12 protein-coding genes are annotated in these 26,071 nt (G+C 44.7%); 2 read left to right on the top strand and 10 right to left on the bottom strand.

What is annotated here, in order from left to right; translation table 11 throughout:
* Positions 1-6: 6 nt before the first annotated feature.
* The 4 genes from DI53_RS05970 to DI53_RS05985 all read right to left on the bottom strand — a co-directional run bounded on the left by DI53_RS05970 (position 7) and on the right by DI53_RS05985 (position 9,417).
* Positions 7-3,273, bottom strand: a complete 3,267-nt coding sequence (locus tag DI53_RS05970) for a SusC/RagA family TonB-linked outer membrane protein (RefSeq protein ID WP_071790464.1) — start codon at positions 3,271-3,273, stop codon at positions 7-9.
* A 122-nt stretch (positions 3,274-3,395) separates the two neighbouring features.
* Positions 3,396-4,058 carry a DUF3826 domain-containing protein gene (locus tag DI53_RS05975; protein WP_071790465.1) on the bottom strand — a complete coding sequence of 221 codons (663 nt, stop codon included), beginning with the start codon at positions 4,056-4,058 and terminating at the stop codon, positions 3,396-3,398.
* Between the two features lie 484 nt (positions 4,059-4,542).
* A complete protein-coding gene (locus DI53_RS05980) occupies positions 4,543-6,321 on the bottom strand; it encodes a RagB/SusD family nutrient uptake outer membrane protein (protein ID WP_037496616.1) in 1,779 nt (592 codons plus the stop codon).
* Positions 6,322-6,333: 12 nt separating this feature from the next.
* Positions 6,334-9,417: a SusC/RagA family TonB-linked outer membrane protein gene (locus tag DI53_RS05985; protein ID WP_052072129.1), complete on the bottom strand. Its 3,084-nt coding sequence runs from the start codon at positions 9,415-9,417 to the stop codon at positions 6,334-6,336.
* A gap of 395 nt (positions 9,418-9,812) precedes the next feature.
* Between DI53_RS05985 and DI53_RS05990 the strand changes: the two genes are divergently transcribed.
* Positions 9,813-10,688, top strand: a complete 876-nt coding sequence (locus tag DI53_RS05990) for an AraC family transcriptional regulator (protein ID WP_037496618.1) — start codon at positions 9,813-9,815, stop codon at positions 10,686-10,688.
* A 406-nt stretch (positions 10,689-11,094) separates the two neighbouring features.
* On the opposite strand, the gene DI53_RS05995 is transcribed toward DI53_RS05990, so the two are convergent.
* The 5 genes from DI53_RS05995 to DI53_RS06015 are packed head-to-tail and all read right to left on the bottom strand — an operon-like array spanning position 11,095 to position 23,246.
* Positions 11,095-14,577, bottom strand: a complete 3,483-nt coding sequence (locus tag DI53_RS05995; protein ID WP_037496620.1) for a malectin domain-containing carbohydrate-binding protein — start codon at positions 14,575-14,577, stop codon at positions 11,095-11,097.
* 2 nt (positions 14,578-14,579) lie between these two features.
* Entirely contained in the window at positions 14,580-17,369 is a 2,790-nt protein-coding gene (locus tag DI53_RS06000; protein WP_037496621.1) for a glycoside hydrolase family 95 protein, read from the bottom strand.
* 7 nt (positions 17,370-17,376) lie between these two features.
* Positions 17,377-18,951, bottom strand: coding sequence for a glycoside hydrolase family 28 protein (locus DI53_RS06005; protein ID WP_052072130.1), 1,575 nt, complete (start codon positions 18,949-18,951; stop codon positions 17,377-17,379).
* On the bottom strand, positions 18,948-20,483 hold the full coding sequence (locus tag DI53_RS06010) for an MGH1-like glycoside hydrolase domain-containing protein (RefSeq protein WP_037496623.1): 1,536 nt from the start codon (positions 20,481-20,483) through the stop codon (positions 18,948-18,950). Before DI53_RS06010 ends, DI53_RS06005 begins: the two co-directional genes overlap by 4 nt.
* 12 nt (positions 20,484-20,495) lie before the next feature.
* Positions 20,496-23,246, bottom strand: coding sequence for an alpha-d-galacturonidase (locus tag DI53_RS06015; RefSeq protein ID WP_037496625.1), 2,751 nt, complete (start codon positions 23,244-23,246; stop codon positions 20,496-20,498).
* A 386-nt stretch (positions 23,247-23,632) separates the two neighbouring features.
* Here DI53_RS06015 and DI53_RS06020 point away from each other — a divergent pair, with 386 nt between their 5' ends.
* Positions 23,633-24,229: a hypothetical protein gene (locus DI53_RS06020; RefSeq protein ID WP_037496627.1), complete on the top strand. Its 597-nt coding sequence runs from the start codon at positions 23,633-23,635 to the stop codon at positions 24,227-24,229.
* 58 nt (positions 24,230-24,287) lie between these two features.
* On the opposite strand, the gene DI53_RS06025 is transcribed toward DI53_RS06020, so the two are convergent.
* Complete coding sequence (locus DI53_RS06025; protein WP_037496828.1) at positions 24,288-26,060, bottom strand: M14 family metallopeptidase; 1,773 nt, start codon at positions 26,058-26,060, stop codon at positions 24,288-24,290.
* Between the last annotated feature and the right edge of the window lie 11 nt (positions 26,061-26,071).

A 26,071-nucleotide genomic window follows, 5' to 3' on the forward strand; every position in this document is an offset into this window, starting at 1 on the left:
ATTAAATTAGAGGGTAAGGTTTAAGCCGAACGCTATGGTGCGCAGATTTGGATAGGCATCCCATGCAGTGCCATAGGTATCTTTATAAGAGAAGGCATTGTACAGTCCAAATGGATTTAATGCGCTTACATAAACTCGTGCATTGGACACTTTCATCCGTTCTACGATTGATTTAGGCAATGAATAATTCAAATTCATACTGGCAACACGCGCCCTAAATGAACTTACCTGCCAAAATTCTGAGCTAACGCCATATGTATTTTCCCAATTGGGATTAGGCATTGTTCCCGTAGGATTCAACTCCGGGTCGTAAATGTCGCCCCAGATTTCCGGCAAGTTGTTATATGCGCGAGTGATATCATTATTCAATTTGCTGCGTTCGGCAGAGCCTATTTCTGCGTAACCGCCAAAACTACCTGCAATTACGGTTTCAAATGCGAAGCTTTTATATCCCGCTTTTAACGTTACGCCAAACCCATAAAGGCTATTCTCCTTACGGCTGAGCTGAATCTGATCATTATCATCGATGATCCCATCAGGGCCAGCGAAGGTTCCGTCAGCCTGTAGTGGTCCTCTTACATCCCGGTAATAAAGCATCCCGGGTTTAAGATCGCCGGCGTTGGTACCGAAAAGGGATTTTATGTCGTATTGGCTTACGTATGCATCAATCTCCGCTTGATCTCTAAACATGCCTAAATAATCGTAACCCCACTTCCCTACATCTTCCGAAGCGCCGTTGCGCGGCTTCCAAGGGTATAATTCATCTACAGCATTAAAATCAACGTACTTGATGGTTAAATCAGACCAAGAAAGGCGCGTGTTAATGCCGTACGTAAAGTCTTTTCCGATACGATCATTCCAACCCAACGCTATTTCGTAACCATATGTATTGACGCGTGCGTAATTTTCTGGGGCCATGGATCCGCCGACGGAGACCGGCGTATTGCCCAGCCGCTCTAGGAGAATATTATAGGCTTTGTTATAATACCCCTCCAAAGTGACTGAAAACCGGTTGTTCATAAAACGGGCATCGATACCAATGTTGTTCTTGATCTCATCACTCCAGGTTGCATTCCGATTTGGTGAGCGGTCCATCTTCATCCCTGTCTCACCCATCCCGTTGCCACCAAATACCGGCCCTTTGCCCACTTCATACGTGAAACGTTGGCGCCATAACCATATTGGAAACTGGTCATTACCCATAAAACCAAGCGAGTAGCGCAGTTTCAAATAATCAATTCCTTTTACTTTGAAAAAATCCTCCTCGCTCACTACCCAACCTGCGGATGCAGAGAAAAATTTACCCCAGTAATTTTCAGGCGCAAATTTATTAGACGCATCCGAACGGAACAAAAACTCGGCTAAATAGCGCTCATCATAACGGTAGTTAAAGCGCGCCACATAACCCAAAGAGCCCGATTCATATGCAAAGGTACGCCCCTCGACAGCACCGAAGGCTGTACCAAACTGTCCATTTGTACTTTCCACAGGATCCGCTTTCCAAACATCTTCCTGCTGCCCGTCTGCTTCACCGCGCTCTACGGATACCAAACCACTGAAATTGTGCTTACCGATTTGCTTGTCGTAGGTCAGGAAAAAATTGTACTGTGTGTTGGTTCCGTTCTCGTTTGAAAAGTATAAACGATTGCCATTACTCACGGTTAGTGATCGAGGGTTTGTTGCCCCTTCATAGATATGCTCATTAGATCCCGATCGAGCGAATTCATATAATTGGTAGCGGGTACCGATTTGGCTACCACGAGAGCTGCGCATATTGCGTGAATAGGTAGCGCGTGCTTTAAGCCCTTCGACGAACGGAACTTCATATTCGGCGGCGATATTAACTGTGAAAAACTTTGTCTGCGTTTGCGCCAAATTATTCAGGCGTTGAATTTCAAAGAAATGATAGGCCGACAAATCATTGGGGCGGCCCGGCAATTTAACAGGCAAACCGTTGATGTAGGCCGGCACGTAAGGTGCAGATGATAGCAAATTTTTGTAATCATCTTCCGGCCCTTCTCCTGAAACTTTGTTAAACGTTCTATCCAATTGGTCTTGATTTCCGGAAAGTTGCAAGGACATCTTCAAATTGGAAGCCACCTTTACATCAGTGCCTGCACGAAAATTCCATTTATCATAATCTAATGTTCCGAGGTTACCATTTTGCTTTTGATAAGAAACACCCGCAAAATATGTAGCGCGTTCCGCTCCACCGCTTAGGTTTAGCGCATGCCGTGTATTGAATGATGATGACCAGGCATCTTCCAACCAATTGTGATTGATTGTCTTGAAATGCTCCAATTCGTCTTGACCAAACACCCGGTTTTTGTAATCAATCGATAAGGGATCAACATCTGCACCATTTGGGCCATTCATAATATTGAAGTACTGGCCAAATTGATAGGCATTCATCATCTTCGTTCTGTACACCTCGTCGTTTACAGCGTAAGACCCATTGTAGGATATTTTAGGGGTACCGACTTTCCCTCGTTTTGTTGTTACGAGAACGACACCATTTGCCCCGCGCACACCGTAAACTGCCGTTGCACCATCTTTTAAGATAGAGATGCTTTCTATCTCAGCCGGATCGAGGTTGTTGAATTGTGTTGATTCAGGGTTGTTTTTTTCGTCTACCTGGATCATCCCATCGATTACGTATAAAGGCTCACCCGTTCCGGAATCTTTTCCGTACAAAACAGGTTTACGAATTTGCAATCTTGCCTTACTTCCTGGCCTTGCCGTTCCGCCGCTAGCCTCAACACCGACCAAACGCCCAGCCAATGCCGCACCTAGGTTTGTCGCCGGTAAGTCTTCAATGGCTTCCATGTCTACAGTTTCCACCGCACCCGTTAAGTGGGCCTTTCGTTGCGTACCATAACCTACCACAACGACTTCGTCAATGGCCGCTACAGGTTCTAGCTTCACGTCGATTGTTGTTCTTCCGTTGATGGCCACTTCTTGCGGTTCAAAACCCACGAAGCTTACCACCAAAATCTCACTGCCCGGAGGCGCGTTTAAACGAAATACCCCGGTTTCATCAGATTGTGTGCTGGTGTTGGTACCCTTGATGACTACGGTAGCACCGATAACGGGTTTTCCCTCGGCATCCGTAATTTTCCCCATTATATTGACAAACCGGGCCGAAACCGATTCGATTTCGATAGGTTTGGATGAGGCCAAGACTTCCCCCTGCGGCAACATAACAAGTGCAGGACAAAAAAGTCCTAAACTCTGCCAAAGAAGCCTCTTTTTAAAAATTGAATTAAAATTCATGGTTACTCTCTTATAAAAATAGGTTTACAGCTTATAAATTATTCTCTCTTGTGCTTAGTTAGCCTGCCTACGCAAAAAGAAGGATTTACTAACACAGGTTAGCAAATCCTTCGGAATCGGTATTATTTTTTTGCTTGTTTTTGAGCTTTTCGTTCTTCCCACTTTTTACCTTCCTCTTTGAGGTCGTAGCCTTCGGAAGAAAGGTAGTTATTAATCCGGCCTTTATACTTTCCAAACACTTGATGCTTTTCTCGAGAACCTGGCTGGTCCATGGCCAACTCGCGCGCCTCCGTTAAATAGGTAAGGATTTTTTCTTTTTGTGCCCCATTTAAGTTCGGGATCATATCTTGGTAGGCGCCGTAGGTTAGCGGCAATACACCATAGGTCATGCCATCCTTAACTTTTTCAACCTGCTGTGGGCTTAGCAAACTGCTTAGCCTCCCGATGTATTGCTTGTGCAACTTCTGCAACACCGCATCTTCCTTTGCTTCGAGTTTGCTACGCTTGCTATCTAGCGCTTCCTTCTGCCCGGCGTACTTATCTTTAAGCGCCTTGATTTTTACTTCCCGCTGCTCATGGTGCGTATTTAAATTATCATACTGTTGCACGACAACGGCGCGTGCTTTTTTATACGTTGCAGAATCAGCAATGGCCAACTGGGCGATTATTTTATCAGACCGTTCCGTAATCACTTGCAGATATTTCTCCCGATCGGATTGCGCAAACGTCATCTTGAACATGCATAGCAACGCTATCGCTAAGCAAACATTTATCTTTGTTTTCATTTTAATTGTTTTATCTTGATCTATATTGGTGGGTATATGCTATACCAACATTCCTCATTCTATACGTTTTTTTCTCAGGCTTTTTCCTTTTAGACTTTGCTGCATGTTAACAATGTAGACTCTTGCATGCAACGAATTACCTACAGAAATCCGATTATGCGTGATACTTCTTTTCAGGAAAATGCCAGCGCAGGCATCAGTAATGATAAACACAAGTCTCTAAAGGGCATTTACATTTATAATCGCCGATTCAAATTAACGTAATATTAATCCTTTAATAATATTTACGATTATCTATTTATTATAAGATATTATCATCAGCTGTTAATCAGGCAATTTGGTTTATTGACGTTTCGAGAGGAGCGGCAAACAAGCTAAAACGTCTTGACAAGCGAAAAAACAAGCACATTGGGGAATATGCCCTAAAAAATTGCTTATTGGCCGCACGCACATAGGCGTAGCCAATAAGCAATATTGTATGAAATTAATAGCCAGGGTTCTGGTAGCCTCCGGGATTACTAATTGCATCTATTTGCCCTTGTGGAATAGGGCGAACGGTATGTATCGCATCAACAAAATATTGTCCTACGTCCGGATTTGTCGCCATGAGATAGGCCTTTGTTAATTTTCCGGTACGTTTCAAATCATACCAGCGGCTATATTCCCCACACAGCTCGCGGGCCCGCTCATCCAATAGGAACTGTAGCGAAATATCGCCGGCAGTGATTTGTTGACCGTTTACCCGCTGGCGCAGCACATTGATAAAGTTTGCGGCAGTAGCATTCGCTCCGCGCAAATGAAACTCCGCTTCGGCGGCAATAAGGTATACTTCGCCCAAGCGCATCACGGTCGCAGAAGCATCACTTGTGAAGCTATTTGTCCGCGGACTAATTAATGATCCTGAATTAAACTTCGTGAGTGAAGGATAGAAGCTGATGAAGGGATTGTCAACTTGCCCTGGCTGTTGATTGACTCTCGTATATCTCATTTTCACGCGATTATCAACATCATAAAGATCTGCCATATCTACCCAAAGGTAATTTCTGGATAGTCGGGTTGGTTTTTCTGTCGCATAGTCTGCTTCCTCCAGCCGACCGATCTTAATAGCCAACGAACCATTCGCCAGATTGCTGCCTTCTTGTACTGCTGTTGAATTACGGTCATACTGAACCAACGCATCCCGCCCCCAATTGTAATTGACATTAGATGTCCAGCTTGTTTGAAAAGAGAGGTTATAGCGCGGATCCAATGTACCATCTGGATTACGGAAGACAGACATCAAGTGCGCGCTTGGCATAAAGTTGCCGCCAGACCAGCGTCCGATAGTGGTTTGAAAACCAGCCAACTGAATAGCACCAAAAGCAGTAGGATAACTGTAAAAGCGTTTGAAGTCGTTGTTATGATCATAGACATTTGTCGAACCATACGACTGCGAGTAAGTAATCTGGAACAGAGCCTCTGTGTTTCGTTTATTGTTTGCTTCATTAAAATTATCGGCAAAATTAGCGAACAATTGGGTCTGATAAGTTGCGCCCTGCTCTATTAGTCTTCTTGCTGAAGAAAGTGCTTCTTCTAAATAGGTGTCAGCGCCATATTCTTTCGTTTGCAGGCAAGCTCTGGCCAATAAGCCTAAGGCCGACTTCTTCGACGGCTTTCCGGCAATAGCGGCGATGGTCGGCAGATTTTCAGCCGCAAAACGTAAATCAGGCAGGATGGCCTTTTCGTAAATCTCTAAAGGCGCCACGCGCACGGATTCCGTGTTGGCTTCGGTCGTTTCATGCAATGTCAGCGGTGAGGCGCCGAATTGCTCGACCAAATGAAAGTAGTAAAGTGCGCGGAGGAAATGAGCTTCGGCAACCTTTGCATTACGCTCTTCGTCGCTTGCAAAGTCCGTCACCTGCCCTACCCTGTCGATAACCAAGTTGCAGTAATTGATCGCATCGTAGGCACCGTTCCAGTAGTCTTTCGCCATATCCAAAGACATCGCACCCCCTGATGCATATTTCATGTAATTTTGATTGTTATTGGAGTTGAGATCTGACGTCCACAGGTCGGTTCCGCCCTCGGTCACTAGCAATAAGTTGCGCCCATAGAAATAGCGCGGCAAATCGAAATAACAACTGTTGATCAGTTTTTCAAAACCCGCTTTATTCTCAGCAACCTTGTCGACCGTGATTCCAGACGGGTTAAGCTCATCAAGCGAGCATGCTGTAAATAGCAAGCTTCCTGACAAGATATAAGTATATAAATTTCTTTTGTTCATTGGAATATTATTTTAGAACGTAACATTTAAGCCTACTACAAATTGTTTGGTGAGCGGAAAATTATCTGAGCCATTAGATTCAGGGTCTTGATATTTTAGCAAATCGCTTTTTGTCCAAATGAATCCATTATTCGCTGTCGCGTAAATACGGAATCGTTGCATAGCCGCTCTTTTCGCAATAGACTCTGGCAAGGTGTATCCCAAGGTTATATTACGGATCTTAAAATACGAGCCGTCAACATACTTTAACGATTCAAAGCCGATATAGCCGCTGGCTGTTGCGTGTAGCCCGGGGCGCGGAAGGTAGGCGCCGGGATTTTCTGGCGTCCAATAATCAGAATCGTCAGGGCTATTTCCGTCTGCCGTGGTTGGGTTATAGCGCGTTATCAAATTACTGGAAACCATTTGTCCCCAACGCGCCGTGAAGAAAATGCTGGCATCCCAATTTTTATAGCGCAGGTTATTCTGCAATCCGCCTGTCCAATCGGGAACGGCTGATCCAAGAATCATCTTATCATTCGCGCCATAGGCATGGGTGCCGTCTTCTCTGAATGTCCCATCAGTAGCCAGTTTGATATCGCCCGGCAACGAATTATAACGCGCGGCTTCTTCCTCTTCCTCAAGCTGCCATATTCCTAGGTATTTATAATCAAAGAAGGTCTTAATAGGATGTCCCAGAAATAGCCCTGTAGAAATCAAATCTTTGTTTCCCGGTAAGGTGACGATGCGCTCCCTATTCGCTGCGAAGGTTACCGTCGTTTCCCAAGAGAAATTATCGCGCTCTATATTTTTAGTTGTCAATAATATTTCCAAACCTCTATTGACCGTTGCACCAACATTCTGCCACATCTTGAATGGTGCTCCCCAAGAGCCACCCAATGAAGCGGGCATATCGCGCAGGTACAACAGATCTTTGGTATCGGCATTATACCAATCAACGGTTAAATTGATGCGCTGGTTAAGGAAAGATGCATCTAATCCGATATTTGTGGTGTAGGATTTTTCCCAACCCAACGCGTTATTCGCCAGTTGCTGATTGAGTATAAATGCTGGTGCCGGCGTATCGCCAAAGCCAACGGGACGCGGGGCGTTAAATCCGCCGGCCTGTGTGCCATACGCTCCTACGCCGCCTGAGTTACCTGTAATACCATAACCAACCCGAAGTTTCAGATCAGAGACAGCAGCTTGTAGCGGCATAAAAAATTTCTCATCACTGATGCGCCAAGCGAAGGCGCCTGCCGGGAAAACATCCCACTGATTTCCTTGCGACAAACGTGATACGCCATCCCACCTGCTTGAAAGGCTGAATAAATATTTCCCTTGATAGTTGTAATTGAATCGGCCTACATAGGACATCGACTGGCTGCGAATGTAGGAAGACCGAATGATAGGGTTCGTTCCGGCACTCAGGTTGTGAAAGGAATAGGAGTCCAAATCAAAGCCCGACGCGCCAGCATAGGCTTGCTCGGCTTGGTTTTTTGCCCATGATGTAACACCTGTTACGGTGAAATGATGATCGTCTTGAATATCAAAAGCATAAGTTAGAATGTTTTCCCAGCGATAATCGTAGTTCCTATCGTTGATGATAACAGCCGCGGGCACTCTAAAGCCTGCTTCTGGGTTCGCGATAGATTGCGTTCCAAAATAGCGCCCTGTTCGGGAAGAACCCAATATCGCACCGAAAATAGAGCGAAAGGACAAACCCTCCATCGGGGTAATATCGACAAATCCGTTCCCGGAAAAATAGGTATTCAGCGTGTTGTTGACATATTGATCTTTTATTTGATCAGACAATGGGTTTGTCACACCGTCAACAGGAATATGCTGGATATTCCCTTGTGCGTCAAATGCATCGCCTAGCGGTAGAAACGTTAATGCATTACCAAAAATATTTTGTGCCGCTTGGTCATTGTCCGTATGCGTTAACTGCAGATTGGTACCTAGTTTAAATACGGAAGAAATCTTGTGGTCAACGTTTGTCCGTACGGCATATTTTTTAAACCGATCAATCTTGATCATCCCCTGTTCATCATTGAAGTTGAGGGAGAGGTACGCATTGGTTTTTTCTGTACCCCCATTTACAGCCAAGCTGTAGTTTTGCTGAATGCCATCACGCAAAACTTGATCTACCCAATCTACCCATTTCCCTTGTTCATAGGCTTCCAGATGTGCCGGGTTTTTAAAAATATTGTTTAAAAATTCTGGGTAATTCCCATTTTGGGTACGATAAGCTTCACGTTTTAAATTCAGGTAGGCATCTCCTGTCATCCCATGCGGATATTTTGGGAAACCGTTGTAACCAAAGTAAGAATCGAAATCCACCACGGTCTTTCCAGCCTTTCCTTGTTTCGTCGTGATAATGACCACACCATTCGATCCTGCGGAACCGTAAATGGCGGTGGATGAAGCATCTTTCAAAACGTCAATTGACGCTATATCACTGGGATTTAATCTAGAGAAATCGCCCGGAATACCATCAATGATATAGAGTGGGTTGTTGTCTCCATAGATCGATCTGCTGCCGCGCAAAGCGACGTTGACGTTGGCGCCCGCCCGCCCAGAGCTTTTCATGATATCCATCCCCGATACCTTGCCCTGCAATGCATCCATGACGTTGGCTGTAGGTGTCCGCATAATCTCTTCCGATTTTACTGAGGCTACGGCACCCGTAAGATCTCGCTTCTTCACAACGCCATAGCCGACGACAACCACCTCATCCAAAACACCCGACGGCTTTAAGCGGATTTGCAGAGGTTCTACAGTAGTCACCTCTATCTCCTGTGTTTCATATCCTACATAACTAATTACAAGTGTCTCCCCCAGTTGATCTATTTGCAGACTAAACTGACCTTCCGCATCACTTTGTGCTTGTATGTTCTTTCCTTTCACCTGTATGGTTGCGCCCACTACAGGCTCATCATCATTCGAAAAGATGGTTCCCCGAATATCCACGACGCGTGGCTGCTGCTGCAAATACAGCAGGTTGCGATGGGCAGTGATCGCATGCAGCTGAGCCGAGAACGAAGTAATGACGGATAGGAGGCCGCATATGGCCCCCTTCCGTATTCCGTTTTTAATAATAAATTTATAATTCATGTTCAATCTGGTAAATGACATTTTAAAAACGTAGCATAAAACGAGATCGTAATACAGATGATATCCGCACACATTAGCTGCATTAGATATGAAAACTTAATAGAATACGCGTTCGCTTAGGCTAAAGTATGTTAGTCATATGCACCATCGGTACTGCTATCTATCTTGCTTCATTTCTATTCCATTTGTGCCCGGGAATGGGCAACGAACAGCCAAAAAGAGTTTTATAGCTTTATAATTGTTATAGCAAATAAACGAAATCCTTGACGCGTATTTTTATGTAACATTATCCATTCACTATAAGATATTACCATATACTTTGAATAAAAAATGTATATTAGCAAACCGATTTAAAAATATTGTAAACCCTTTGTTAGACAACGCTTTCGAAGACTATGAAACCTCTGTACAGAAAACTTCCTGCGAAACTGGAAAGTTCGTTTTCCGCGAGACATGATGTAATGCCCAATTTCGGTAATGTATGGCATTACCATGAAGAGTTGGAGCTACATTACACCATCCGCGGTGAGGGAGTGCGCTTTATTGGAGACAACATCAGTACCTTCGCGGCCGATGAAATTATTCTCGTTGGCGAAAAGCTATCGCACGCATGGCGCTGTAAAGACGAATACTTTCAAAATAACCCAGATTATAATATAGAAGCTATTGTTTTACAATTCCTTCCCGACTGTTTGGGTAAGCAACTTCTCCAATTGCCGGAATCATATCTGATCCCCAAATTATTTGAGAAAGCAAAAAGCGGACTTATTATAAAAGGAGAAACGAAAAAGCTGGTTGCCGAATTGATGCAAAACTGTGTGAATGAAACCGGTTTCGGGAAGGTTATTGCGTTGCTTCAAATATTAAGAGTCTTGGCAGAAAGCGATGAATGCGAGACGATCGTTAAAACGCAAACCACGTTCCATCAATCTAACGAAGCCGATAACATTCGCCTGAACAACATTTTTAACTATACACACGCGCATTACAAAGACGATATCACGTTAGAAGAGGTTGCTAATATCGCGAACTTAAGTATCACCTCCTTCTGTCGATATTTCAAGACGATGACGCGCAAAACCTACTATGACTTTCTGGTGGAAATCCGTATCAGCCATGCTTGCCGCCTCTTGGTAGAAAACAAACTGCCTACCGAGGTAATCTGTTTTGAATGTGGCTTTAATAACGTTTCGAATTTCTACCGACACTTTAAAAAAGTGATGGGCCTTACACCACTAGAGTACAAAAAGCGCTATTTAAGCAGAAATTAGTGAATAGTATTTAGTAGGTAGTACTGGGTAGATAGTACTGAGTATTAAGAAAAGTTATTCAGGAACTTCCACTTTTGACTTTTGATTTCTTAATTTTTAACTTCTTGACCAAACGCAGTGAGCTCATCGAAGATAATTTTAACTTCTCAATTGTTATCAAGCAAGTTCTTCTTATTTACGACTTACAACTTTTGATTCGTCAATTTTAACTTATCACTTTTGACTTCTAACTTTTTAACCGAGTGTAGCGAGCTCATCGAAGCTAATTTTAACTTTTCAATTGTTATCAAGCACGTTCTTCTTATTTACGACTTACAACTTTTGATTCGTCAATTTTAACTTCTAACTGCTCAATTTTGACTTACTAATTTTTACTTTTTAATTTTTAATTTTTACTTTTTAATTTCTATTGCACCTCCAACCCATCAATGTAGATCGCCTTCGCATCTAAGCCGCGCACGATAACCCGATAGGTTCCGGCATTGATCATCGATCCTGTCGTGGTGGTCGCGTAATTCCATTTCCCGACCCGTGTAGGGTCAAGTTGCAGCTTTTCAGCGGGCTTTAATACGGAACCGTCCAATGTACGCACTTCCAAAGTCAAGCTTTTGCTATCTTTAAATTCGTTGTGGTATTTTAAGGTCAGCGAATAGACATCTGCAACGCCAACTTTCATTTGGAACTCCAGGAAGCCATTGTCTTCAGCGTAGCGCAAGCGTTCCTGCTTCAGAAAGTCAACTCTATCCATCTTTTGAAATACCTTCACCGCATTGGCTTTATAGTTTGCTGATTCTTTCAAATCATACGCCGGTTGTAAGCCAGATTGCTCTTGGAAAGCAATGAGATCTAGTGCGGTAACAGGCACTTGAAATTCCTCCCCGGCAGCCAAGACCTTGCGGTAAACCTGATATGCCTCTCCCCGATTGTTCACCACAGAATCTCCGGTAAGTTCCATTCCGTTGACAGGAGTCTGCCCGAGTATGTAAAGGTTCGTTGGTTTTTTAAAGACGACAAGAGGATTGGTGGATTCTGCTTTAAAGAAACTAGATCCATATAAAAAGCCGGGCAAATAATGGAACGACAGGCTGTCGGACTTGTTATACATCTGTCCAATATCCATCCAAGAATGCAAAGCTGAACCCTTCCCTGTTTTAAGCGGAAGATTGGCTTGCTGTGAACTTTTTGAATACTTCTCCTTTGACTTATCCATAGGAGCAATCGCAATAGCCTGAATGATCGCCTGCCCAACTGCAACATGCGGGAAGTGTACCTGCAGCTGCCCGTCACGAACATCTACGGTATAGACTCGTTTCAGCGCATTGTCGTGTCCCACTTCCTTCCAGATATCCAAGTCGTGCTCTACTGTTTCGCCATTCAAGGCCACATCAAATAAGCGCATGCCAGTAGCGTCACCGCCACCACCCGTGCCGACCCAAGGCTCCGAGAAGTAAAGTTCTACACGGTATTTCCCATTGGGCATATCAAAGCGATAGCCTAACTTATCAAGACCATAACGAAAACTTTGAAACAAAGACCAGTCAGCCGTGCCCTTTATAGGATCGAACGTGCGGCGTTGGCTCGCAAAAAAGGAGGCTATCTCATAGTCATCCGCCCAGGAGTAAGATCCCCACGCACTGGATGTATCATGGGCTTGATCTGCCTTCCAGATTTGTCCGAATGTATCTGTATAGGTGTCGCCACCACAATTCACCCGGTACAGATACTCGAGCGACTTATCCCCCTTGATAAGTTCCGACTGACGATCCAGCAACTTTTCGAAGTTGGGACTAGCTGGTAAATTATGCAAAACAATCGTATCACGAGCCACAACCTTTCCTGCATTTCGCCCCTCAACGTACAGCACATTATACTGGATTGGTATGCCGTTGAATTCAAAAGCTCTGCCTAACCCCGGGTTCTTCTGCTTACCTAATGCTATCGATTCTATATCATTAAATAGCTCCACTTCTTCACAATTCGAGTATATACGGATACCATCTTTTGTGCCGGGGCTGAGCCAGCGATTGGGCCATGTATGCGAGGCGATGTAGACCATCGGCCTTGATTTTTCACCGTAGTGGGCACGGTACATGTAATAGGCGTCCGTGGGTTCGCCCCAAGGTGTTAACAAGCCTTTATAGTTCACCGGCCCGATTTTATCCATATCGCGATAGCCTTCTCCGCCCTGAACGCGGCCCGGATTATCATGCGAATTCCAAAGCCACAGATAATGTCCAATACTTTCCTTTTTTACAGAATCTGCCAGGCGTATCTTGGTTTCTAAAATTTCCGTAAATCGATCTTCGCTGTAAACAGAATGATTAGGCAAATAGGGAGCCTCGCTGTGGAGTTCTAATGTGCGCCAAGCACCGTACTCCCCAACGAGCAACTGTCTTTTTAAATCTTCGCCGTAGGTATGGTGATCGCCACCGTATGTTCCTGTCCAGTTTTGCGGCACATCCCAATCGGTGCCGCTACCACCATTGCATGTGGTTACTAAACGCTGTACAGACGCTGTTGGATCCATCGAGCGAATGATCTCCATACATTCACGCGCAAAGTCCTCAGGCAATGTACTTTCATTTTCTATTCCCCACAAAAACACAGAAGGGCTGTTTCGGCGTTCTTTCACCCAATCGCGCAGGAGCTGCTTAAAATTGGTCCGGAAAGCAGGCGTATCAAACCAAATGTGGGCAGCCATCTGCGTCCATAACAAGATGCCATTTTCATCCCAATAGTGGTTATAGCGAAGGTTGTGCGGCTGGTGTGCATCACGAAAGGAATTGAATCCCATAGCTTTCATATCCCGAACGCGAGCAGAAATTTCCTGATCGGTAAATGCGTGCGAGCTACCAAGTTTATGCTCGTACTCCGCGATGCCGTGTATAAATACAGGTTTACCGTTCACAAGCAATTGATTGCTACCTACGGGCTTCAATCCCTTCGGCCAACGAATGGCACGGACACCATACGGTGTTTGCAGCTTATCTAAGACTTTATTTCCCTCCTGAATCCTTGTTTCCAAGCTATAGAGGTAAGCGGCCTGCGGCTCCCAAAGATGAGGTTTGCTGAGCTGAATGCTGCTTAAGGAAATTTCTTTTGTTGTGGACGCTTCAATCTGTAGTTGGTCTGTTGAACTTCCCACGCGCTTGCCCTTGGCATCTAAAAGATAGGTTACCACTTTCAGCTTCCGCGCTTTGGCAGTTGTATTCTGAATTTCTACACGCTGCTGTATCGTAGCCTGTTCATCGTTCGCTGTTTCATCGTTCCAATAGTGCACGCCAAAAGGGGCGATATTAACTTCATTTTTAACAATAATGCTAACTGGGCGAAATATGCCGAGGGGTTGTGAGCCCTCGGAGAAGCCGCGCTCGGTAGAGCAGCCGCCATCCACCCAGGGCAGATCGCGGATTTCGGCCGGATGATCTGCACGTACTGCCAAAATATTCTGCCGTCCATCCGCATAAATAGCGTCTGTAGCATCCAGCGTAAAGGTTGTGCGGCCACCGGCATGGTAGCCAATCTGTTTGCCATTTAACCATACGGTCGCATAAGACCCAACGCCCTCAAAAAACAAATAAAAACGCTTACTCTTCGTACGTTCTTTTATTGTAAATGTTTTGCGATACCAGGCATAGCCGTGAAGATTACCGTGAATCTGCCTGCGGTAGCCCGCATAGCTATCCCAATTATGGGGCACATCAACGCGTCGCCAATTTTTATCTTCCTGAAAGGAATTTTTCTCAAAACCATTGTAGCGCAGTGTATCGTGTTCGTCCATTGCCGTAGACCACCGCTTATCCAATGAGATAATTTGTCGCACATCTTGCGCCCTGACACAGCTCACCCCTACATATAGCAAACACAGGACAAAAAAAGCTTTACGCATTATTATAATAGATTTAGTTCGGCATCAAACGAGTATACCTTATTTTTCTTGGTTTTTAATTCGACAGTTTTTCCGTCGTATCGAAGTTTCAGCGGCTTACCGGCTTTTGATTTTAGCTGAAGCATTTTTAGCTTGCCATTTTGCCACTGTAAGGCAATTTCAAAGTTTCCACGCGCTTTAAATCCGCGTACATCGCCCTCCGGCAAGGATGCGGGCAGGGCGGGTAAAATATCGATATAGCTGCTATGACTTTGTAACAACATTTCGCCAATACCGGCCGCACCTCCAAAATTTCCGTCGATTTGGAAGGGCGGGTGTGCATCGAATAGGTTGGGGTAAGATCCGCCAGCCTTTCCCGCAGGGCGCATCAGCATCTTTACCATACCATAGGTATGCTCTGCATCTTTCAGCCTTGCCCAAAAGTTTATTTTCCAGGCCAAGCTCCAACCCGTACCATCGTCACCACGCATCAACAAAGATTTTTTTGCAGCGTGCAACATATCGGGCGACGTTTCTGCATTAATTTCGTTCCCTGGATGAAGCCCCCACAAATGGGAGACATGCCGATGTTTATTTGTGGGATCATCGATATCCTCCATCCACTCTTGCAGCTGGCCATACTGACCAATTTGGTTCGGCGCAATTTGCGGCAGCATCTGCTGAATAGAATCACGCAACATATTATCCTTACCAACCAATTGCGAAGATTGGACAAATATAGAAAACAGCGAGCGAACGATTTGGTGATCCATGGTAGGCCCTTTTACCAAACCGCCATTTTCGGGCGAATTGGATGGACTGCTTACCAACCATCCTGTTTTAGGATCTTTGACCAACACATCTTTGAAGAATAGCGTTGCGCCTTTGATAATGTCGTAGTAATCCGCAATAAATTTAGGGTCTTGATTGTATAAATAATGCTCCCATAAATGCCTGACGAGCCATGCGCCACCTGTAGGCCAGATACCATGATTTGCATTATTGATAGGCGCGGTACCGCGCCAAATATCGGTGTTGTGGTGCAATACCCAACCCCGCGCGCCGTAGTAGGCTTTTGCCGTCTCTGCGCCGGCTACCGACAGATCCTGAATCATTTCAAAAAGCGGCTGATGAAGCTCGCTGAGATTAAGCATCTCGGTAGGCCAATAGTTCATCTCTAGATTGATATTGGTCGTATACTTGCTCCCCCAAGACGGCTCCAAGAGGTGATTCCAGACGCCCTGCAGATTAGCGGGTTGCGTGCCTTTCCGTGAGCTGGCTATTTGTAAGTAGCGGCCATATTGTATGTAAAGCGCTACTAGCGCCGGATCGTCCGTTTCGACAAATCGCTTCAAGCGCTCGTCTGTCGGCAAAGCATCGGCGGCGTTACCGCCAAGATGGATAGAAAAGCGCTTGTACAAACTTTCATAATCTTGCTGGTGACTTGCCCGGATCTTTTTGAACGACTTTTTCTGCACACGCGCATGATCTTTCTCAGCCTGCGCCGCGTAGCTGCTGTTTAACGCCTTATAATTTTGAAAATTAGTTGCCGCAGTGAGGTAAATGCTTGCCTCATCGGCTTTATCAACGACCAGCCAACCATCTTGCTCCTGGATAGAACCGCCCTGCAACTTTATACTGACGAAGGAAGTCCCTTCAAGCACACCATCTTTTACCTTCACGTGCATGCCCAGACTGTGATCATCGATCTTCCACACACGGTAGCCCTGGTGCTTGGCATCCATTGTCAACGAAAACGAAATTTGCCCGCGCCTATCTGCAGCTAAGTGTAGCGCAAGTACATTATCAGGCGAACTTGCTAAATAGGTACGCGTAAAGGACACATTATTTTGCATATACGATACAGTCGCCAGCCCCTTCTCTAAATCCAGGCTTCGGCTGTAATTTGTTGCATTAGCACTTGGAAACCGCAGCTTTAACGAACCAAATGGTTGGTAGCTGGCTTGATAATCACCCACCTTCGGCGCCTTGCTATTCTGTACCCAATATTTCCACTGCCCTACTATGGAAATGAACTTTCCTTTTTTACCGCGCACACCGATAGCCTGCCGGGTGTCTTTGTATCCCGAAATGCCGCCTTTGCCGCTTAGATTTATGACTTGGATAGCAAGTACATTTTTTCCTACACGCAGCTGCTCTTTCGGAATCCGATAGACTCTTTTCTCCTGATCACCTTCGGTATGACCCAGCAAACGCCCATTCAAAAAGGTATAATCCTGTTCCCGTACTTTGTTGAGATCCAGCACCCAATCGTCGCTCAGATCTTGCTCAGTTAGGGTGAAGCTGCTGCGAAACCACACCGCGCCATCAATTCCCTCCAAACCGACAGCTTCCCAGCCTTCATAGGCAGGTACCTGTATGCTCTTCCAAGCTGTGTCGTCAAAGCTGTAACTTGCAGCACCTTGTGGGTTTTCCCGTTCCGCAGACACTTGAGATAACCATGCTTTCGGATCCTCCGTCTCACTCTTCAAGCCCATAAACTCTTCTTGAGCCAGCACTTCGGCTTTGCGCTGTTGCCCCTGGTCAAGAAGTGTTCGAATGCTATCTAGGTAGCGATAGGCTCCTTGCTTATTGTATTCGCGTGGCTCACCCGTCCATAAGGTGGCCTCATTAAACTGAATTTCTTCATTTTGTACAGCACCGTAAATCATCGCGCCTAAATAACCGTTGCCGATAGGTAGTGCTTCCTCCCATTGTTGTGCGGGCTGCTTATACCACAATCGTTGCTGTGCTTGGGAAAATATACAAAAGCACAGCGCTATTTGCAGCAAAATGATAACTCGAATGTACATATACACCTTATTTCTTTACTTCAATATTGTTTGCCGTTGTCAGCGCATTTTGTTGACCAATGGCTACGGTCTGCACGTTGCTAAAATTATTGCCGTGGATAAAAACGTGCTCGTTTTTCTGACCTACTAGCTCAAGAAACACTTTTGTTCCAGCCATAGGATAATTTTGCTGAATATTGACATTTTTAACATCTTCCAAGAGCAACAACGGACGATCTGCCAACGGAGTAAAATTCTGGACGGCACGAATTTCTAAGATATCCACATTTTTGGCTTTGATAAATGGCTCATTCGCCACATCAACCTGCACATTGTTAAAAGAGATTTTCTTAGCATTTTCCAGAGAGAAGCCTGCTTTAGATTGCATGTTGATATTATTAAAGCTTACATTTTCGATCGGCATTTCGTCTAAACCGCGCAATAGCCCCACGCGGTTGGTGCTGCCCGCCATATCGCTGATGTATATGTTTCTGAATTGCGGTGTACGCTCGCTTACAGGTTCGACATCAGTTTTTGCATACTGCATATCCATAACGATGGCCTGATCACGAATGTTGCGCATAACAATATTGCTCACACGGATGTTCTCTACAATACCACCTCGTCCACGTGCTGTTTTCAAGCGAATACCACGATCTGTCCCATCGAAAATACAATTGGAAATAACGATATTTTTCACACCGCCAGACATCTCGCTGCCAATCACCACGCCGCCATGACCACGTAACATCGTGCAATTGGTGATGGTGTAGTTTTCCGCGGGCACGTTGATCTGCCGTCCCGAACGGTCTTTACCAGATTTGATCGTGATACAGTCATCGCCCACGCTGATGTGGCTGTTGGCAATACGTACATTGCTACATGATTCTGGGTTGATACCGTCCGTATTCGGCGATGGAGGGTTATCAATAGTGATCCCATCAACCGTTACGTTATCGCAATATTGCGGATTGATGGTCCAAAACGGTGAATTTTGGATTTTGATATCTTTTATCTGTATGTTCTTGCAATGAAGAAATTGGATAAATGGCGGGCGTAAAAATCCACGCTCGATCCAACCTGGCAAATCAGGAGCTAGCACATTTGGATTTAGGCGTTTAAATTCTTTCTGCCATTTGCTATCTTCTGTTTGTTTCTTTACTTCGATCTCCGAGTAGCCCCACCACTTTTTACCGTGACCATCGATGATTCCACGGCCCACGATAGCGATATTCTCCAAACCATTACCATAGAATAGTGGGGAGAAATTCGTTACCGCCGTTCCTTCCCAGCGGGATTCTACCATAGGCAGGTAATCATCAAAATTATCGCTAAAGTGCAGTTCTGCACCCGCGTCAATAAATAGCGTAATGTTGCTTTTGAAATGGATAGGACCTGTAATATATTTACCCGCCGGAAAATAAACGGTACCGCCTCCTTTTGCAGCGGCAGCGTCAATAGCTTTAGCGATGGCCTTGGTATTGGTGCCGGTACTATCATTCTTGCCACCATATTTCAGTACGTTATAATACGACTGCGCTTCAGCCAGTTGCATAAGCCCCGCAATAAACACGAAAAGGGCGTAGATTCCTTTTTTTATCATTTTATATTAACTTTTAACGATTTTAATTTTTTGGACTTTGCAAGCAGCTTTCCTTCCGCATAAACGCGTAGCCCTTTACCCTTTCCATAACGATTGCCTTTCTGATCCCAAAAGATGCTGATCAACTTCCCTTTATAAGGGATATTTTGAAGCGAAAAATAGGACCAGCTGCCTTGCGGAATAAGTGGCTTCAGCTCAAAACCATCATTCAATAAAGGTTTAAACCCGATCAGATCCTGAATTACTGCATCGGCAAATGTGGAGTGATTATAGAATTTACTCCGTGGATGATCACCCTTTAACCATTCTCCATTCTTTTCATCCTGATACTCGCCGATGTAGGGCTTGCCGTGCATGACATGCGATTTTGCATACTGCTGTATTTCGTGATAAAAATCTTTTTCATCAATTCCACCTTTGTGTTTGTAGGTAGACAAGAGATTGGCCATGCCGCGTAGGGTTTGTGATGTAGCAAAAGGCCAGATGGCGCCATCCCATTCGCAGCTATGGCCGGTTCCACGTGTACGAAAACTGGGCTCGCGGCGTTCGGCCGTCGTGTGGCCCCACGGAGCTCGAAATCCCGCGGTATCGGTAACCTGCGACCACGATACGCTATATCTTTCCTCGTCAGGCACAACATTAAAATACCAAGGAATAAAACCTATCGCTTCACGCGCCGGGTGCAAACCGCCTTTCTCTAGTTTTGTTTTGAAAAATTGATCGTCCTTGTCCCAAAGTGAGTCGAGAATCAAATGCTGTAATTTATCTGCCTTTTGGTTATAGGCATCGGCTAGCTTTTTCTTGCCGGCCATCATGGCGATAGTCGAAATTGCTTTAGCGTTGCCATACATGTAACTGTTGATCGTAGGACGCATGTTCTCTTCACGACGTGCGCCAGAAACGGACTCTTCCATCCCATCTTTTACATCATGCTGCCAGAATAACCCATTAGCAAGTTGCCTTTCTTTTTCCCACACGGCGTAGTCTTTGTCTAAGGCATCTAATCGAGACAGGACATAATCCTTATCGCCGGTTACTTTATAATACGCCAATAGTGCATCAGCTATCCACGAACTAAATTGGTGGAAACGCGGTCTGTTTTGGTCTTTATCCGCATGGTAAAACCAGAAATCGATGTATTCTTTTAAAAAATCAGTCTCGCGCAGCCAGCGACCTTCATAAACATGATGGCCAAGCGCACAACTGATCGAGTTGTATTTACCGGCATGCTTCACCGGTTCGATAAACTCTGTTACAATCGTTCCTTCCGGCGTGCTTTTGATATGTTTCCGGAACGACCACCAGCGGAAGTAATAAATTTGTTCGATCGCCGAATCGGGGCAATCCAGCAGGGGAATATTTGCTGCCATCCAGGCTGCAGATTCTTTGTTTGGAATCAGGTTAATTACTGCTTCGTTGTCATCCTTATTGAACTGTGCGACGTAGCTGTTTAGCTTGCTATTTAAATCTTGTTGCGCGATGGCAAAACAAGGAATAAACAGGGATATTAAAAATAAAAGTCTTATCATCATGTTAAATAGTCATTATAGTTTGGTTTCTCCAAAATAGCCAAATAAATCGTCCACGTCGTCCCCTTGGTTATCAACATCCGCATTGTATGGATGCAGCAATTCGCTATCTTTTACAAACCCAAGTATGATTGCCTCACCTTTAGGTAGTTTCAATTCATTTTTCCCGGCAGCGAAGGAATAGGTATGTACGTCAATCATCGGCATATACTGCACACGCAAAGCGTTTCGCACCTTGGTATCCGCTTGTCCGTAGTCATTTGCAGTGGCATCTATCTCCAGCACAGGCTTAGGTGCAAATACTTTATCGCTGCTGTTAAAGTAGCCCACAAGTACTTTGACGGGGGCGGCCGCTTCGAAATGCAAGGACGTGCCTTCCAGCTTTTGCTTAGCGGCATCGACCATTACTGCTTGCAATCCTTCAAACTCGGGCGGCAAATGTGTAACAACGAGCTCTTGATCTAGGTATAAGTTTGCACCTTTTTTTAACGGTACTAAACGCGTCTCATCAGCTAGTTCAACAGATGCTGCGGACAAGGTCTCTCTTCCTTTTTCTGCACCTGCGCCATGTGTTTCCAAAGAATCGATAGCCTGCTTAAAGTTAGCAAGTTCCGTTTCAAACACAGGTAGCATTTCTGTCCAGTGCTTGAATGTCGCATCCACACCACGCATCGGAATCTTACGTTGTTTGGTTTGCATACTGTTTGCATACAGGTAGCTATCAGCAGTTAACTGCGTCAGCGTCTTGTAAGCATCCACGCTTTTTGCCAAATCTGGTAAGGCATGTTTCAACGATTGCACATCTTTCGTATACTTATACTGCAAGACCTGCACCGCCGCTTTTACTTTAAAACTATAGTGTTTAGCGAGTGCCTCATGGATATATACATCATTAATCAGTCTGCGCAATTCATCTGGTTGTTTGCTCCCCACTTGCAGCTTTTGTATTTTCGAAACAGCACGCTCAGCATGTGCCACAATTTCATCGGCCACTTGAATAGGCGTCTCCCCAATATGCTGCTCACCTTTGAATTTCTTCTCGGCATAGTCGATGATCATCTCACCTTCCGGAGCTTCAGATTCATATAAAAGCGTAAATAAACCATACCTATATGGATTGATTAGCTGCGTCATTAACATGCCTAGCGAAGAGGTCTGCCGATTCCCATCCGTAATCCCAAAACGGCGCAAAATTTTCGGAGAAATCTCGCCCACTTCATTTAAAGCGGTCAACAATGCCGTGGCGCCTTCTTCAGTTATCCCATAATGATCAATAAGCGCATTGCGCCAGTATCTTCGATCTTCTTCTTCATTGGGGGCCGCCTTCCAAGCATAACGGGCCCAGGCTTTGTACCACATCCAATCTCTATCGACCTGTAATAAACGTTCTTCCGCTTTATCAGCCGTGTAGGGCCAATCCCAGTAGGATGCTTGCGGGTAGATATGTATCCCATTCGATAGATGAACATCATGCATCGCTTTTACTGATTGCTTTATAAAGTCGGGCGCAGCGTAGCGAAACGGCTCTAGGTTAGCCAAAATATGGACGTTTTGAATATGTACGGTACCTATTTTTCCTAAACGCTGATGCAACTCAGCCCATTTCCCACGCGGCGTATACGTCGTAAGTGCCTCGCCATTATATTTGGCCATCGTGTAGAGGTTTTTATAGATAGGTAGCGCTTCTTTCATGACGGCCGGAGCATCCGTATCATGTGCTCGCAAGATCACTGGCGGTTCTACCGTACTGCTGATGGCGTGCAGGCCATCTTTCACGCCTGGCAAAATAGTCTTGGTAAACCAATTGATATCGTCTTGGCCGACACCCTCCATAGCCTCTCCTAAGGTGATTAAAAGACCCACATTCGGATATTTCTCTACGAAGGCAGCAATAGATTTCCGGGTATAGTCTTCGATAAGCGGTGTGATAACGCGGTTTCTCTCTTGTGTTTTTAAACCATGCTTATCTGCAAAGGGCTTGGGCAATATAATATTGTAAAACATCTGTATCACCCATATCCCGCGTTTGTTTGCTTCCTCCGTAAGAAACTTATACATGCGCTCATTCTTTGCAAAAGTGGCATCGTCTACCTCCAGCGCATATGGATAATCTTTCAGCTTCACGAGTGATGAAAAAGGATGGCCGTTCCATAAGTATAAGGTATTGTAACGGTTTTCGACAAGCATATCCAGGTAGTCCAGCCACAACTGCTGATCGTAAAACCAGGGGAATAGTTCCTCTGTGTATGGATATTCGTATACATCTCTACCGGGAAGATATTCTGTTTTTTGCATCCCGATACTGGTACCTCGAAGTACCATCTCTGGCGCATCAACCGTGGAAACAGCTTTCCCAGCGAAGTTGGCATGACGAATGGCCTCTTCGCACCCGTAAAGCAACCCCGTCTCATCGGCACCGATAACGACAAGCGGCGCATTTTTATCTTTTTTATAAAGCAGGAAAGATTCGTTTTTTGTTAAGGACGATAACAGTGTAGCGGGCACTAATTTACTCCAGTTGTTAGATCCCTTCACGCCAACAATAACAGCATCTTTTCTTATTTTTTTATCCGTTAGCGCAAAGCTCTTTGTCGCCCTATTTTTTCCGGACGAAGCCAATCGGTCAACGGCGTAAAGAAACCGCTCTTCATTCTTCACACCATCCTTCACAAACAAAACTTGAGCAATGGCAGACATGGAGCCACTTAGACTAAGTAGCCCCCAAATCAATAGTAATATAAATGATCTTTTATGTTGAAACACCATAATCTCTCTTTAATCTCAAAATGCATAGGGAGCCGCTTTTGACACACGTGCAGAAACGACCATTTCATGACTAAACGATATCTGTGTGAACACCCATGCTTATAATGGTTTTCAAAAAAACGATTTTATTGTCCGACATTCCTCTGTATAATTATCTACTTATTACAATATGTTATCATCCGAACGATTATGACGTAATAAAATCGTTATAATCCTGTCAAAATGATACAATAATGGGCTCGCCGTAGCGGATGTCAACACGGTTAAAATGATATTTTTTTGCAATTCCGTTATTTATTTTTCAATTTTAGCCATTCGTGGTTCAACAATAATTTTAAATTTATGGTGTTATAAATAAGATACACCATGCTAATTACATCAAATTTATGTTAAAACAACTCTTGCTAATCGCTATTACCGTATGTTCACTTTCTGCATTAGGACAAACGAAGCCTATGCTTCCATACGCGATCCAGAAAGGCTCATTAAGCGAACAATTCACGAATTTGAGCAACCTGTCCAAGTCACAGAGTGCTGACTTCAAAATTATTCGTAAAACAAACCTGGAGATTGTACGCAGGAATGTGTTAGACTCTATATCGGTTTACCAGAAAGAGATTTCAACTTTAAAGGCCAATTCTTCTTCATCGGTAACAACGGTAAAAAATTTAAAGGACTCCGTGACTACCCTTGATACACAGTTGCAAGCGGAAAGGCAAAAAACGGATAGCATTTCTTTCTTAGGAATCGATTTTGCTAAAGGAACCTACCACACGGTTGTTTGGACGGTCATTGTCGTTTTGGCCATCGCATTTATGGCGACGTTAGGCTCATTCAGAAAAGCAAAGGTTGATACGAACGAGCATAAAAAAACAACGGAAGAACTCCAAGAAGAATTACAAACGCTACGTAAGAAGTCTATGGAGAAAGAGCAGATCCTCAAAAGGCAGTTGCTGGATGAGCAAATGAAAAGAAACTCGTAAACCATATCATAAAAAACAGAGGTTTGCGCAGTTCACTACTGCTGCAAACCTCTTTTATTTATTTCTCTGTAAGCAGCTTTTCCAAAAGGCCTCCCTTCTCACTATCCACAATAAGCTTTGCCTTATCAGGCTTCCCTTTCACGATCCACCGCACCCTAACCTCACTCATTCCTTCGATATTGGGTATCTCAATTTGATGGGGCTTGTATTTTTGTTCTGACGTGACATTGAAATCACGGTCTAAAACCTGCAAGCCTGTAATCACTTCGGCGCCTTCTAAGCGGATATGATCCGGGCGTTCTATCTTATACTTCACGTCGTGATCGGAATGTGTAGGAATAATCCTGCCATTCCAAACAGTAGCATTTACCTCGTAAAGGTTTCCACCTAAGGGTTTCACTTCCGTATCCAACACTTCTAATTTCGGTGTATGGTGGGCATGGTAAATGGTAAATGCGGCGTTTCGGTGTGCATCTTCAAGCAGCAGAAAGCCAGGGTGATTTCTGGTGTAGTTTTTCTTTGCGCCACCAATTTCAATCTTGCCAAATTGCGGATGGTCGTATTCCTTCCAGGGAACATACGCATCCCCGAAAAGCAGAAGCTTATCAAATTCATAGTATTCATCGCTTTGCCGTAAACCTTGCCCTGCCTTTTCATTGAACAGCTTATAGGTCGTCATCAATTCATTGGAAAACGTAAAAACGCCCCGTGCAAGTGTTATGAAATCAATCTCCCCGCCAAAAACGGTATAGAGATCTTTATGAATAACAATGTAATTATACCCCGGAAGCATGCGTTCGCCGGTTTTCCCTAACGCATCATATACCTGAACATCTTTTCGCGAGTAGTATTTTTCATCTTGTGCGGCACCGGGTCCACGCAAAATCATCCCGCCGTAGTTATGGTACGATTGTGCGCCTGCAATATTTTTATGGCTATAGAAAAACTGCTTGACTGCTTTAGTTTCCGGCAATGTGCCCGGGTAATACAGCGCACCATTTTGCACGTAGTTCGGCTGCCAATTCCACCCCCAGTCTCTGTTTGGATCATAGGTTCCCGTAATATCCTCATTCACCAAACCATCGCCATCGTTATCAATTCCCTCAAAACCCAGCATTTCGTATTCGCCGACCTCACCCGGTTTCACAATCAGCATCCTATTCGGATTCTCCGGATCGGCTTTGTAACGGCCCGTTTTAGATTTTCTGCGCATCATGACGATGTGCCCATCGCCATCCAAGTCGTCATACAGGTCCTCCGCTATGGCGCCATCGCCGTCATTATCGAAAGGTCGTCTTCCAGTGCGTGACGAATGCATGGTATTAGGCTCATGAATAAAGTAATCTCGCGAATCGGGGTTAATCGTAGGGGCAATATAAAACACTTTGTCTTGCAACAATTCCTGTATAAAAGCTACACTGGAAAAGTTCTCCGCTAGATACCAAGCCGTGTACATTGCAATCTCTGAACCCTGAAGTTCGTTGGCATGTATATTACCGTCGATCCACATTCCGGGCTTCCTATCCGTCTTTCCCTTGGAAAAATCCGAAACCGTAAGCACCAGCATATCGCGCCCTTCATAGGATTTACCAATAGATTCATACCGAACAAGATTAGGGTAGGCATTTTGCAGATCTTTGCAAAATTGTTCAATCTGCTTGTTATCATGATACCGACTCCAGTTCATGGGCACTTTTGGGTTCGAAGGCGAGCCTATGGCCCGTAATCCTGCGATTTCAACGGCTCCCTTGCGGTCGTCGGTCTGTCCAAAAATCATAAACGGCAGTGTGAAGCCTATAAATAGGGGCAATATTAAACGGTGTAATTTCATCTTAATCAGCA

The sequence above is a fragment of the Sphingobacterium deserti genome, from assembly GCF_000757725.1.
Taxonomy (GTDB): domain Bacteria; phylum Bacteroidota; class Bacteroidia; order Sphingobacteriales; family Sphingobacteriaceae; genus Sphingobacterium; species Sphingobacterium deserti.